Origin of the sequence: Colwellia demingiae, from assembly GCF_007954275.1 — a bacterium.
GTDB classification, from domain to species: domain Bacteria; phylum Pseudomonadota; class Gammaproteobacteria; order Enterobacterales; family Alteromonadaceae; genus Colwellia; species Colwellia demingiae.
Genome location: NZ_VOLT01000001.1, coordinates 115224 through 128747, shown reverse-complemented (window position 1 = coordinate 128747; position 13524 = coordinate 115224). Strand labels below are relative to the sequence as shown.

12 protein-coding genes are annotated in these 13524 nt (G+C 37.4%); 9 read left to right on the top strand and 3 right to left on the bottom strand.

What is annotated here, in order from left to right:
- Positions 1-69: 69 nt before the first annotated feature.
- Both ESZ36_RS00565 and rne read right to left on the bottom strand, forming a co-directional pair.
- Positions 70-501, bottom strand: a complete 432-nt coding sequence (locus ESZ36_RS00565) for a DUF4339 domain-containing protein (protein ID WP_146782068.1) — start codon at positions 499-501, stop codon at positions 70-72.
- Between the two features lie 369 nt (positions 502-870).
- Positions 871-3933, bottom strand: a complete 3063-nt coding sequence (gene rne / locus ESZ36_RS00560) for a ribonuclease E (RefSeq protein WP_146782065.1) — start codon at positions 3931-3933, stop codon at positions 871-873.
- Positions 3934-4627: 694 nt separating this feature from the next.
- Here rne and rluC point away from each other — a divergent pair.
- Both rluC and ESZ36_RS00550 read left to right on the top strand, forming a co-directional pair.
- Complete coding sequence (rluC, locus tag ESZ36_RS00555; protein WP_246128936.1) at positions 4628-5710, top strand: 23S rRNA pseudouridine(955/2504/2580) synthase RluC; 1083 nt, start codon at positions 4628-4630, stop codon at positions 5708-5710.
- Positions 5711-5715: 5 nt separating this feature from the next.
- The gene (locus ESZ36_RS00550) at positions 5716-6381 is read left to right on the top strand and encodes an HAD-IA family hydrolase (RefSeq protein WP_146782062.1); all 666 of its coding nucleotides are present in this window, start codon (positions 5716-5718) and stop codon (positions 6379-6381) included.
- 60 nt (positions 6382-6441) lie between these two features.
- Here the strand turns inward: ESZ36_RS00550 and ESZ36_RS00545 are convergent, their stop codons facing one another.
- A complete protein-coding gene (locus tag ESZ36_RS00545) occupies positions 6442-7044 on the bottom strand; it encodes a Maf family protein (RefSeq protein ID WP_146782059.1) in 603 nt (200 codons plus the stop codon).
- A 468-nt stretch (positions 7045-7512) separates the two neighbouring features.
- Here ESZ36_RS00545 and yceD point away from each other — a divergent pair, with 468 nt between their 5' ends.
- From yceD to fabF, 7 genes are all read left to right on the top strand, one after another.
- Positions 7513-8025: a 23S rRNA accumulation protein YceD gene (gene yceD / locus ESZ36_RS00540; protein ID WP_146782056.1), complete on the top strand. Its 513-nt coding sequence runs from the start codon at positions 7513-7515 to the stop codon at positions 8023-8025.
- A gap of 48 nt (positions 8026-8073) precedes the next feature.
- Positions 8074-8244, top strand: a complete 171-nt coding sequence (gene rpmF, locus ESZ36_RS00535) for a 50S ribosomal protein L32 (protein ID WP_011043108.1) — start codon at positions 8074-8076, stop codon at positions 8242-8244.
- Between the two features lie 26 nt (positions 8245-8270).
- Complete coding sequence (plsX, locus tag ESZ36_RS00530) at positions 8271-9320, top strand: phosphate acyltransferase PlsX (protein ID WP_146782053.1); 1050 nt, start codon at positions 8271-8273, stop codon at positions 9318-9320.
- A 303-nt stretch (positions 9321-9623) separates the two neighbouring features.
- The gene (fabD, locus tag ESZ36_RS00525; RefSeq protein ID WP_146782049.1) at positions 9624-10568 is read left to right on the top strand and encodes an ACP S-malonyltransferase; all 945 of its coding nucleotides are present in this window, start codon (positions 9624-9626) and stop codon (positions 10566-10568) included.
- A gap of 304 nt (positions 10569-10872) precedes the next feature.
- Entirely contained in the window at positions 10873-11619 is a 747-nt protein-coding gene (gene fabG / locus ESZ36_RS00520; RefSeq protein ID WP_146782046.1) for a 3-oxoacyl-ACP reductase FabG, read from the top strand.
- Between the two features lie 160 nt (positions 11620-11779).
- On the top strand, positions 11780-12013 hold the full coding sequence (gene acpP / locus ESZ36_RS00515; RefSeq protein WP_011043112.1) for an acyl carrier protein: 234 nt from the start codon (positions 11780-11782) through the stop codon (positions 12011-12013).
- 157 nt (positions 12014-12170) lie between these two features.
- Entirely contained in the window at positions 12171-13409 is a 1239-nt protein-coding gene (fabF, locus tag ESZ36_RS00510) for a beta-ketoacyl-ACP synthase II (RefSeq protein WP_146782041.1), read from the top strand.
- Positions 13410-13524 lie beyond the last annotated feature (115 nt).

Genomic DNA, 13524 nt, shown 5'->3' with positions numbered 1-13524 from the left:
TCTGTGAACTTTAGTTTATATAATTAACATGATGAACCACTTAGCGGGTAAGTAACCAACGAGTAGTGATTAATATTCAGTTTTAATTACGTTAGCTAGATTTTTCTGTAATGCCGCATATTGCTCTTCAATTGTTTTAACCACGGCTCTAACTTCTTCCGTTAAATTATGAGCAATTTTGCCATAATTATCTAACTCGGCATCAATTTCATATAAAGAGTCTGAAGTGATTTTAATCGTTTTATCAATACGATCTAATGTAGTTATTAATTCTTTTTCTTCACCAATTAAACCATCAATTAGATGTTTTGGGATCTCTATTGGAGGAGGTGGGGGAGTAATTGATACTTCAAACTCATCAATGCAACTGACTGGAACCCAATGGGTATATGAAGGATGCCAAGCATATAAGTCAGGATTCTTTGAAACTAATTCATTTGATTCTTTTAACTCTAAAGGACCTGTTACTTTACCATTGTCTGAAAAAAACCATTTTTTCATAATAATTATTACTCTCTTTGAAATCTATTACGCCACTATTAAATTAAGTAACGATAACGACCTATCTTATTTATTAACAGCGAGTTTTCAACTACCCACCATTTAACGCCAGCCTAAGGCAACAGTCAAGCTATTTTGTTAATGATAAGTTATAGCCTTGTATCGCGTTTCCTGATCATTAGGTAAATAATTTTTAATGGAGATGCGCTGTTATAAAGCTATGATTTCAAAGATAATTAATATGATTTTCACATGAATTGAATAACCTGACCTCAAACAACAATCGTTATCAAGTAACGTAAAATTTAGACAAAAAAAAGCCAGTTATAATATTTATAACTGGCTTCTAAGTTTGACGTACGTTTTTTTCTATGGCTTAGTTGCCTGCGCACTACTACGGTTTACCACATCAGCAATAATAGCCGTTCTACCTGATGACTGATGAACATGTCGTTCATTGTCAGCCATAAAGTTTGTTGGTATATCTTTAATAGTGGTGATTGTTTCTGTTTTGGTCATTGGTGCTTTTGCATGACCAGATAGACGGTTAGCTTTTTTAACTTGTCTTGCTAACTTTTTATCTTTAGGAGCAGCTTTCTTGGCTGCAGGAGCAGCTTTCTTAGCAGACTTAACAGGAGCAACAATTTTATCTTCTTCCGTTGCAATGACAGTGTCAGCAGCTTCAATATTTTTAGCAACCGGCGCAGTATCATTCACTGTTACTTGCTCAACAGTTTCAACAGTTTCAACAGTTTCAACAGTTTCAATTGTTGGACTTGTTACTACAGTTTCAACTGAAGCGGCGACATCCACTTTTACTTCAAGAGATTCTTCTGTCGTTACAACAACGTCTTCCTTTTGCTCTAACGGCAACTCTTGCTGAACTTCAGTCACTTGCTCAGCAATATTTACTGTGGAAGTTTCTTCTTCAGTTTTAGCTATATCAAGCTCTTTTGTGTCACTTAATGGCACATCAACAACTGTCTCAACTGGTTTAGCTTCAACAGGTGCAGTTGCAACTTTTTCAACCACTACATCTTTAGCAAATTCTTCAGTTGAAGTAACCGCTACTTCTTGTTGTTCATTGACAGACTCTTCAGTAACAGCAGTTGCAGGATAACGTGCCTCTACTGATTCATCGGTAGTTTTATTTTCAGCAGTCAATGCTTGGTCTTGTTGTGTCGCTTCAGAATCATTTTCAGCATTATTACGACGACGACGTTGGCCATTTGCTCTTAAGTGTCTTGGAGAACGTCTGTTACGTGGTTTATCATCGTTAGCCGCAACAACTTCTACAACAGGAGTGTTGACCTGCTCATTACTAGTAACATTAACATCAGTAGTATCAACGGCTGCCAATGTTTCAGTAGTCTTTATTACTGTCTCTACCGGTGTTATACGTATTTTTTTGCGATTGTTTCTACGTTGACGACGCTCAGTATTTTTCTCTTCTTTAACAACTTTTTCTTTATCAACATTGTTGTTTTTACGAGGCTGTCTCTTAGGTTTATTTACTTCTTCATCGCGACTTGGACGGGTATCTATTGATTCATTTTCTTTTTGAATCGGACGGTTAGTAGCTTCTTCGCCATTACGATCGTTGCGGTTACGGTTATTACCACGATTGTTGCGACGTTTAGCTTGCTGGTTTCCGCGTCTTTCTTGTGGCTTTTTAGGCTGTTGGCTAGTACTTGTTTCTTTAACTTCCTCTACCACTTCTTCAGCAACAAAAAGGCTCTTTAACCAAGCAAAGAATCCATTAGGTTTCGTTTGTTTTGATACAGTAGTCTTTTCAGTTATTACTGGTATTTCATCAGGTTTAGGAGCACGTGTTGGTGAAGTCATTCCTTGAATCAAAGGTTCATCACGTTTAGCAGCAACTTTATCAAACTTAGGCATTTTAGCTTCTTCAATTTCAGCTTGTTTTACCGGTAATTCATAACTTGCTTCTACGACAGTTTCATCATTCTTAACACGTAGTACTTCGTACTGCGGAGTATCCATATGTGGATTAGGAATGATTAAAACTCTCACATTATGATGTTTTTCAACATGCATAACTGAACGGCGTTTTTCATTTAATAAGTAAGTTGCAACCGGTACAGGAACTTGCGCTTGTACATGCAACGTATTGTCCTTTATGGCTTCTTCTTCCATTAAACGTAATATAGATAGCGCTAAAGATTCAACACCACGAACATGGCCAGTACCACTACAACGAGGACATACACCTTGGCTTGTTTCACCAATTGAAGGGCGTAAACGTTGGCGAGACATCTCTAGTAAACCAAAACGAGATATTTTACCAAGTTGAATACGGGCTCTATCTTGGTGAACTGAATCACGCATTCTGTTTTCTACTTCACGTTGATGACGAACAGGTGTCATATCGATAAAATCAATGACAACTAAGCCACCTAAATCACGTAAACGTAGTTGACGAGCAATTTCTTCAGCAGCTTCTAAATTGGTATTAAAAGCAGTTTCTTCAATATCACTACCTTTAGTTGCACGCGCTGAGTTAATATCAATAGAAGTCATGGCTTCAGTAGGGTCAATAACTATTGAGCCGCCAGAAGGCAAACGTACTTCACGTTGAAATGCTGTTTCTATTTGAGTTTCAATTTGGTAATGCGTAAATAAAGGAACATCACTAGTATAAAGCTTAATCTTATTTAAGAAGTCAGGACGAACGACTTCAATGTGCTTTTTAACACTTTCAAACGTTTTAGGACGATCAATTAATACTTCACCAATATCACGACGTAAATAGTCACGAATAGCACGTAATATTAGATTTGTCTCTTGATGTATCAAGAAAGGAGCAGGGCGACTTTTTCCAGCATCACTAATTGCTTGCCAGTGATGTAAAAGGACACTTAGATCCCATTTTAATTCTTCGTAATCTTTACCTACACCAGCAGTTCTGACAATTAAGCCCATGCCTTTAGGTAAATCTAGTTTACTCAACGAAGTTTTCAACTCAGTGCGTTCATCACCTTCAATACGACGTGAAATACCACCAGCACGAGGGTTGTTTGGCATTAATACTAAATAACTTCCAGCAAGACTAATAAAGGTCGTTAAGGCTGCGCCTTTTTGGCCACGTTCTTCTTTATCTATCTGAACGATAACCTCTTGGCCTTCGTGTAATACTTCCTTAATATTAGGACGGCCTTGGAATGTATAGCCTTTAGGGAAATATTCACGTGCGATTTCTTTCATTGGTAAGAAACCATGGCGATCGGCACCATAATCAACAAAAGCAGCTTCTAGAGAAGGCTCAATACGTGTGATTTTAGCTTTATAGATATTAGATTTTTTTTGTTCGTGACCTGGACTTTCAATATCTAAATCGTAAAGTTTTTGGCCATCTACTAGTGCTACGCGCAATTCTTCTGATTGGGTAGCGTTAATTAACATACGTTTCATAGTTTGTCGGACTCATTTTTAGTCACAACACACCATTTGCTTAGGACACAAAGCAATCTGTTTTTCTGGTAACAGCAATTTGTCAACCTCACGGTTGTCAGGGTTAACCTGTCATAAAACCAGGTTAAGCTGTTATAAATTCTGATTGTTTTTTATATCACCGCCTTTTATTTAGATAGGCAGTGCTAATATATTTCTTTATGTGCTCAGCTTGTGTGCTGTGCAAAATACCAGCGCATTTGCTCCGGTATTATTTTATAATAATTGCTTTATGGTGCTGGGCTAATAACAAATTAAAATCAAAGTGTTAAAACTGTTTATGCTTCGTTGACAATCTACAACGGGTAAATTATCAAAAAGGTGATAATTTACTGTGTCAATTAATGCAATAGGCCGTACTATCAATATGTCTTTTTTCTATTTTGTTAACGCGTCATAGGTGCAGTTATCAAAAGGAAGTTTCGCATATGGATGTGGCCGCAGTTTGCCTCTTACGTCTCTCTTTAAAGCTTCTAAGGTTAAAATTGTTACGTTGATTAGCCTTGTATGATTCTTTCATATGGCTGCTTAATACGCTGTTAGCGTTAAATATCAACTAATAACCCTTTTATTATCCCACTATCCTTGGTGTTTAGCCAACAAAAAAGGGAGTTAATTGCATTATTAGCTAAATAAAGTGTGTTAAACTGCAGCCATGAAAGAAACTAAGACTCAAAAAGCCAATCACGTGCCTAAAATTAAATTAAACACAAAACATCACTCAGCTGTAAAAAAGATCCAGCAAAAAAAAATTACGCCTGAAAAGCCCATTCAAGAGAAAGTCGCTCCTGAGCCTGAAAAGCCAAAAGTGCGTTTTATAACCATAGATAGTGAGGATGCAGGGCAGCGTATTGATAATTTTTTATTAAGAACACTTAAAGGAGTTCCTAAAAGTCACCTTTATCGTTTAATGCGTAAAGGCGAGATAAGAGTTAATAAAAAGCGGATAAAACCTGTCTATAAATTAACAATTGATGATGAAGTACGTATTGCTCCCATTAGAGTTTCAGAAGAAAAGGATGCAGTATCAACGGGATTACACATCGTTGCTAATCTAGAAAAACAAATTCTTTTTGAAGATGAGCGATTAATTGTTATCAATAAACCATCAGGTATGGCTGTGCATGGTGGTAGCGGTTTAAGTTTTGGATTGATTGAAGCACTGCGTGCGTTAAGACCAGAAGCGAGAATGTTAGAACTCGTCCATAGATTAGACAGAGATACCTCTGGTTGCTTAATGGTTGCTAAAAAACGTTCAACCTTGCGCCATTTGCATGAACAGTTTCGTGATAAAAATGTACAAAAATTTTATCATGCGTTAGTGAAAGGTCATTGGCCGACCAAGTTAACTCGAGTTACTGATGCACTAAAGAAGAATGATTTGAAATCAGGCGAACGAGTTGTTGTTGTTGATAATCAACTAGGTAAAGAGTCTGAAACACGTTTTAGAGTGTTGGAACGCTATCGTGGTGCAACGTTAGTGAGAGCGTTTCCTGTAACAGGAAGGACACATCAAATACGTGTTCACTGTCAAACGAGTGGTCACTCCATTGCTATGGATGCAAAATATGGACATGAGGAGTTTGATGAGCAAATGAAAAGTAAAGGTTTGAAACGCCTTTTCTTGCATGCAGCTAGTATTGAATTTACTCATCCAAATACGGAGCAGCGATTAAAGATTGAAGCCCCACTTGAAGCTAGCTTAGAGAAATTATTATCTAAGTTAGTTAAAGAGTAATCCATATGACGATGTACAAATTAGTTATCTTTGATTGGGACGGTACTTTGATGGATTCAATTGCTCGTATCGTCTCTTCAATGCAAGCAGCGGCCGATCATTGTCAGTTAAGTATACCTACAGCTAAGTGTGTAAAAGATATCATTGGTCTAAGTTTACCTAAAGCACTTGATATCTTATTCCCTGGGGCCTCTCAAAGCCAAACGACAGCATTGATTGAGCAATATAAATTTCAATATGTTGAAGGTGATGATACTCCCGCACCATTATTTGAAGATGCTCTTTCGTTATTAAAAGCACTTAACGATAATAATAGGTTATTAGCGGTAGCAACAGGTAAAGGTCGTGAAGGTTTACAACGTGTCTTTTCGGCTACCCAAACGGAACATTTTTTTCATGCGTCACGCTGTGCAGATGAGGCTCTTTCTAAACCAGACCCACAGATGCTATTGAGCTTATTAGCAGAGCTGAGCGTTGAACCAGGGCAAGCGGTTATGATTGGAGACACTAATCATGATATGCAAATGGCTCAAGCGGCGGGTATTGATAGAATAGGTATTACCTTAGGCGTGCATGACCGTGAGATATTAAACGGTTATCAGCCAGTAGCCATTGTTGACTCCCTTATCGAGTTACAACAATTATTATTACCAGTAGTAGAACACGGATAGTGCTTTAGCATTTATAAAAGAGGTAAGTAGCACTTTATGTTACTTACCTCTTTGACTCTATCAAAAAGCCAGTTTTCCTTGCTCAGCTAGTACATCAATACCATGTTGCTTTAATAGCTCCACGAGCTTGATCAAAGGTAACCCTATTAAGGTATTTGGATCATCACCTTCAAGTTTGCTAAATAAGCAAATACCTAAGCCTTCACTTTTAAAACTTCCAGCACAATTATAAGGCTGTTCAGCATTAAGATAATTCGCTATATCTTTTTGGCTCAGTTGATTGAAATGCACGGTAAAAGGTTCAACTAAAGCAATGGTTTTATCCTTTTCACTGTCATAAACACATAGACCTGTATAGAAAGTAATACTTTTGCCACTAAACTTACTTAACTGAACAACAGCATTGTCAAAATTATGAGGCTTACCTAAAATCTCTTCTTCGCATACTGCTACTTGATCTGATCCTATAATTAAAGCGTTTGGGTATTCTGAACTAACCGCTTTTGCCTTTTCTATGGCGAGGCGTTCAACTAAAGCTTGGGGAGATTCATCTTTTTTTTCAGTTTCATCAATATTAGGTTTTGCACAGTAAAAAGGTAGTTGGAGTTTTTCTAAAATAGTTTTCCGAAATGGAGAAGTAGAGCCAAGTACTAAGGTTTTCATATTTATCCTTTAAATAAATTCTTTTACTAAATAGTTTAAGACTAATCGAACTAATTTATTGAATACTTAGTGAGACTTAAAAGACTTAGAGGAAGGTATTGGTTGAAGAGAAAAGTTATAGTATTCTATTCAATATTAATAGCGCAGCATATAAGCCTTTTATGTTTACTTAAGTAATATCTCCTTATTAAAGCTCAGTAGTAAACTGATAGCATCACAAAATGAATGAAGTAATAACTATGCTTACGTTTGTTGCTTATTCTAAGCTCGTTACCCAAGTGCTAAGTCGAACAATAAATTAATCTGTTTAGTATAAATTGCGGCATTGTTCATTTAAATAGCAATTGTTGTCGAAACAAACAATTATTATACAATTATTGTTAATATTGAGTCTATCTTGAGCTTTTAAACAAAATAGTGCAATTTTCTTTTGACACTTGCCTGTAGGGACTATAATATGCGCGCCTTATGCAGAATCTTAAACTTCCAATAACAATTAGTCCATCCCGTAGCGCGCAACGTAGACTCGTGTGCAAAGGTGTATTTAAATTAGCGGATATGACGAGACTGCTTGCAGAATGCGAAAGCAGAAGCGAGCATGTTCAAGTAAGTGTTAAGTTTGATGTGGATGAACGTGGTTTGACAGTAATGTCAGGTACGGGATCGGCATTAGTTGCATTAACTTGTCAGCGGTGTAACGAAACTTTTGATCAGTCACTTGAAGTAGAGTTTACTTTTAGTCCTGCCAAAAATGAGGAAGCAGCTGAAAAAATCCCGTCATATTATGACGTAGTAGAATTAGATGAAAATGGTGAAGTAAACTTACGCGAATTAGTGGAAGAAGAGTTAATGCTCATGATCCCATTAATTCCACGGCACAACATTCAAGATTGTTCAGCTGATGCTGATTCAGTTTGGGGTGAGTTGCCAGAAGAGCTTGAGAAGCCAAATCCATTTGATGTATTAAAACAATTCAAGTAGTTAATAAGCATACAGCTATTTAACTAATAACCGATTTAGGAGTAACTCATGGCAGTACAAAAAAGCAAAAAGTCTCGTTCAAGACGTGGCATGCGCCGTTCACATGATGCAGTAACACCGGAAAACTTATCAGTAGATCCAGTGTCAGGTGAAACGCATCGTCGTCACCATATAACTGCTGATGGTTTTTACAAAGGCGTTAAAGTAATCGCTGTTTAAGCGATTATATTTTAGGCTTACCTCGTTTGAGCTTAAATACTGATCTAACCATCGCGTTAGATGTTATGGGGGGCGACCAAGGCCCCCTTATAACAATTTCTTCAGCAATCAAGGCTATAAATCATCAGCCAAATTTGCACCTCATTCTTTGTGGTGATGAAATCATCATTACAGAAATCCTTGCTCGTTTTAAAATCACCCAAGAAAATTTAACTACTCATAAACAGTTAAGTATTTTTCCGACCTCTCAAGTTGTTTTAATGTCGGATAAGCCAATTGTCGCACTCAGGACCAAAAAAGACTCATCAATGCGTAAAGCACTTGATCTGGTTCATGAAGGTCGTGCACAAGCTTGTGTAAGTGCCGGCAACACCGGGGCATTATTTTCTATGGCACATTTTGTGTTAAAAAACATACCGGGAGTAGAGCGCCCAGCACTTATTTCATCATTACCTACCCATGATAAAGATAAACATGTTTTTATGCTTGATTTGGGCGCCAATGTATTTTGTGATTCCCATGTATTATACCAATTTGGTGTGATGGGTTCAGTAATGGCCGAACAAGTGGATGGTATTAATAAACCACGAGTTGCTTTACTTAATATGGGTGAGGAAGCAATTAAAGGCAGCGATCATATAAAACTCGCAGCACTTGAATTGACGGAAAATAAAGATATTAATTATGTTGGTTTTATTGAAGGTAGCGATATTTTTTCCAATAAAGCCGATGTTATTGTCTGTGATGGTTTTGTTGGTAATGTCGCATTAAAAACCTGTGAAGGTGTTGCACGGTTAGTTTATCAAAAATCTAAAACCGCTTTTAGCGCGAGTTTAGTGGCTAAATTATTTGGCTCATTACTTAAACCAAGCTTCAAAAAACTGTTTAAAACCATGAACCCCGACCAGTACAATGGCGCAAGTTTGATAGGATTACGCGGTATAGTGGTTAAAAGTCATGGTAATGCTAATTCAAGCGCTTTTTTATCTGCAATTGAAGAAGCCGTAAAAGAAGTTGAAAGGCAAGTTCCTGAGAAAATTAAAACCTCATTAGAACACGGTTTTACTTGTCGTTAACCATGCTTTATCTAGTGAAAAATATTTTTACTATAATAACTTTTCCTCAATTAATAATACTAAAATCAACGTGTTTAACCTGAACTCACTTTAATAGATAGTTAATGTATTGAATTATAATGCTTAAGTTGCTTTAATATCGTTAGCTTGATATTTTTCTTAATTCAAGGCAAATTTACGTGTCAATAGCTCGCTTATTGCAAGTAAATTTAACGAAGAAGTCAGTAAAGTAGCTGCTAAAGAAATCTTTATTAAGTAGCGTTCAGGTTATTTATTAACAAAAAATTTAAATAGAGTATCAATATGCAAAATAAATTAGCATTCATTTTTCCAGGACAGGGCTCACAAACTGTTGCCATGCTCAGTGACTTTGCAGAAAACAGTATCGTACAAGCAACCTTTGAAGAAGCTTCTAAAGCTTTAGGTTATGATTTATGGCAATTAGTTAGCCAAGGTCCAGCAGAAAAACTTAATCAAACTAATTTTACTCAACCAGCATTGTTAACGGCGAGTGTTGCCTTATGGCGTGTTTGGCAAGCAGAGTCGACAGTAACCCCCGATATTATGGCTGGCCACAGTTTAGGTGAATATTCAGCGCTAGTGTGTGCAGGAGTGTTCTCCCTAAGTGACGCGGTAGTATTAGTTGAAAAACGTGGTCAGTTCATGCAAGCCTGTGTTCCTGAAGGCGTTGGAGCCATGGCAGCTGTTATTGGCTTAGCTGATGAAGATATTATTAATGCCTGTAATGAAGCAAAGGATACACAAGTTGTTTCAGCAGTTAATTTTAATTCTCCCGGTCAGGTTGTTATTGCTGGCCATAAAGAAGCTGTTGAGCGTGCTGGAGTGCTTTGTAAAGCTGCAGGGGCAAAACGTGTTTTACCGTTACCTGTTAGCGTGCCATCGCATTGTGCTTTAATGAGCGATGCAGCAACTAAATTGGCTATAGAGCTAGAGTGTATCACTTTTAACCAGCCGAAGATTGCCGTAGTAAATAATGTGGATGTCGCTGAAGAGGTCTCAGGAGAAGCAATAAAAGCTGCACTAGTTAAGCAATTATATTCGCCTGTACGTTGGAGTGAAACTATTACTCTGCTAGCAAATGACGGTATAGAGAAAGTGGTTGAAGTAGGCCCTGGTAAAGTATTACAAGGCTTGAATAAGCGTATAAATAAATCACTACGCAGTGTTAGTTTTAATACAACGGATTCGTTACAGCAAGCAAAAGATTTAGTTACTGGTGAAATATAACCGTTGTTAAGTAAACGATTATATTCTAGCAAGATATACCCGAACCACTTGAATATGCTCGTTTCAGGAAGTCTGAGTCGCTCAGACTTCCCCAAGGGGCTGGTTTAGAAATGCTTTATGCTGCGTTATTGATTTCGACAATAGAATAACTATTCTCTTCAATCAATACCTTGCCTAAAGGCGTTTCTAATTCCAGCTGAATCATGCAACTTCAAGCGGAACGGGTATAAAATAATTTAATATAAATGATTCGTTACCTTATTGAACAAGGTAACGTTATAAAATAAAAAGAGCAGGTAAAAATATGTTTTCTTTAGAAGGTAAAGTCGCTTTAGTTACTGGCGCAAGTCGTGGTATTGGTAAAGCAATAGCTACACAATTACAGTCACTTGGTGCAACGGTAATTGGTACCGCGACATCAGAAAATGGTGCCAATAACATAACTGAGTATTTAACTGCTGATAACGGTAGTGGTATGGGTTTGGTACTAAACGTAACAAGTGATGAATCTATCGCTGAAATGTTTGTAGCTATTAAAGAAGCACATGGTTCCATTGATATTCTAGTAAATAACGCTGGTATCACCCGTGATAATTTATTTATGCGTATGAAAGATGATGAGTGGTCAGACATTATTGAAACTAACTTAACGTCTGTTTTCAAAGTAAGTAAAGCTGCCATTCGTCCTATGATGAAGAAGCGTACAGGCCGTATCATCAATATTGGCTCTGTTGTAGGTACAATGGGTAATGCTGGTCAAGTTAACTATGCAACAGCTAAAGCGGGTTTATTAGGTTTCACTAAAGCCTTAGCACGTGAAGTCGCTTCTCGTGGTATTACGGTAAATACAGTTTCACCAGGCTTTATAGATACAGATATGACACAAACGCTAACCGATGAACAAAAAGAAGGGATTTTTTCACAAGTTCCTGCTAATCGTTTAGGTAAGCCAGAAGAAATTGCTAGTACTGTCGCGTTTCTAGCATCAGATGCTGCAGCTTATGTTACGGGTGAAACAATCCACGTTAATGGTGGTATGTATATGGTGTAAGCCTTGATTTTTAAGGCTTACATTGTTTTTTAATCATATTTTTCAATACTTCAACAGGTTAGACCAGCTTAAAAAAGTGAATTAGTTGCTTGCATGGCAAGCTGTTGACGAATACACTACACGCAATTTGAAAAAATGCACTTTCAGTAAAGGAAATAAAATGAGTAATATCGAAGAACGCGTAAAAAAAATCACAGTTGAACAGTTAGGTGTTAGTGAAGCAGAAGTAAAAATTGATTCATCATTTGTTGATGACTTAGGTGCTGACTCATTAGACACTGTTGAATTAGTTATGGCGTTAGAAGAAGAATTTGATACTGAAATTCCTGACGAAGAAGCTGAAAAAATTACAACAGTTCAAGCAGCAATCGATTACGTTACTGCTAACCAGTAATTGTTAATAAGTTCGATGTTATCGAGCTTAGTCAAATAATAAAAGCGGTATACTTAATTGTAAGTGACCGCTTTTTTTTTATCTATAAGATGACGATATTATTCAATAAAAGACTATCATTGAGTAATACATTTAATTTTTCGGAGGCCGCTCTGTTATGAGACGTGTAGTAGTTACTGGCATTGGCATGCTTAGCCCATTAGCCAACACCGCAGAAGAAACATGGCAAAACCTGCTACTTGGTAAAAGTGGTATAGGTAATATTGATCATTTTGATACCACAGATTATCCCACTAAATTTGCTGGCTTAGTAAAAAACTTTGATGCCCAAAATTATATGGAACGAAAAGAAGCCAAAAAAATGGATCTTTTTATTCAATATGGTATTGCTGCGGGCGTACAAGCTTTTAAAGACTCAGGTCTTGAAGTTACTGAGCAAAATGCACCCCGTATTGGTGTTGCTATTGGCTCTGGCATTGGCGGTTTAGGTTTAATTGAACAAAATCATAACAAGCTAATCAAAGCTGAAGGTAATCCACGTAAGTTATCGCCATTTTTTGTGCCTTCAACAATTATCAATATGATTGCGGGTCACTTATCAATTATGTTTGGTCTGCAAGGTCCTAATATTGCGATTACTACTGCGTGTACTAGTGGCGTGCATAACATTGGCCATGCTGCCCGTATGATTGCTTACGGTGATGCCGACGCTGTTGTTGCCGGTGGTGCTGAAAAAGCTTCCACAACACTGGGTATGGGCGGATTTGGTGCTGCTCGCGCTTTATCTCGTCGAAATGATGACCCTGAAGCGGCATCTCGTCCTTGGGACAAAGATCGCGATGGTTTTGTTCTTGGTGATGGTGCTGGTGTTATCGTTGTTGAAGAATATGAACATGCAAAAGCCCGTGGTGCAAAAATTTATGCTGAGCTTGTTGGCTTTGGTATGAGCGGTGATGCTTATCATATGACTTCACCACCTGAAAATGGCGATGGCGCAGCGCGTGCTATGCAAAATGCTATTAATGACGCGAAAGTTGATATTAGCAGAATTGGTTACATCAATGCCCATGGTACTTCTACACAAGCGGGTGATATGGCAGAAACTAATGCGGTTAAGACTGTATTTGGTGCTGGTGCAAAGAATGTAATGATGGGCTCTACCAAGTCTATGACGGGACATTTGTTAGGTGCTGCAGGAGCTATTGAAGCTATTTTTAGTATTCAAGCATTAGTAAATAGCCAAGTTCCTCCGACGATAAATTTAGATAACCCTGATGAAGGTTGTGATCTAGATTATATTGCTGGTGCAGCACGTGATGTTGACCTTGAATATGTACTTTGTAATTCATTTGGTTTTGGTGGTACAAACGGCTCATTAATCTTTAAGAAGATTTAGTTTGTTCTAGTTTACTTTTGATTAGTTATCCGCAATTAATGTAAACCACTTGAAAAGTAATGAGTAAGCCTGAATACTAACCTCTATGCAGAGGAAGTCTTCAGGCTTTTTTATG

Bases quoted from the DNA above. Each gene is read 5' to 3' on its own strand.
- rluC (WP_246128936.1), top strand. From the start codon at position 4,628: ATGAAAGAAACTAAGACTCAAAAAGCCAATCACGTGCCTAAAATTAAA.
- rpmF (WP_011043108.1), top strand. From the start codon at position 8,074: ATGGCAGTACAAAAAAGCAAAAAGTCTCGTTCAAGACGTGGCATGCGC.
- fabG (WP_146782046.1), top strand. From the start codon at position 10,873: ATGTTTTCTTTAGAAGGTAAAGTCGCTTTAGTTACTGGCGCAAGTCGT.
- rne (WP_146782065.1), bottom strand. From the start codon at position 3,933: ATGAAACGTATGTTAATTAACGCTACCCAATCAGAAGAATTGCGCGTA.
- ESZ36_RS00545 (WP_146782059.1), bottom strand. From the start codon at position 7,044: ATGAAAACCTTAGTACTTGGCTCTACTTCTCCATTTCGGAAAACTATT.
- yceD (WP_146782056.1), top strand. From the start codon at position 7,513: ATGCAGAATCTTAAACTTCCAATAACAATTAGTCCATCCCGTAGCGCG.
- ESZ36_RS00550 (WP_146782062.1), top strand. From the start codon at position 5,716: ATGACGATGTACAAATTAGTTATCTTTGATTGGGACGGTACTTTGATG.
- acpP (WP_011043112.1), top strand. From the start codon at position 11,780: ATGAGTAATATCGAAGAACGCGTAAAAAAAATCACAGTTGAACAGTTA.
- fabF (WP_146782041.1), top strand. From the start codon at position 12,171: ATGAGACGTGTAGTAGTTACTGGCATTGGCATGCTTAGCCCATTAGCC.
- ESZ36_RS00565 (WP_146782068.1), bottom strand. From the start codon at position 501: ATGAAAAAATGGTTTTTTTCAGACAATGGTAAAGTAACAGGTCCTTTA.
- fabD (WP_146782049.1), top strand. From the start codon at position 9,624: ATGCAAAATAAATTAGCATTCATTTTTCCAGGACAGGGCTCACAAACT.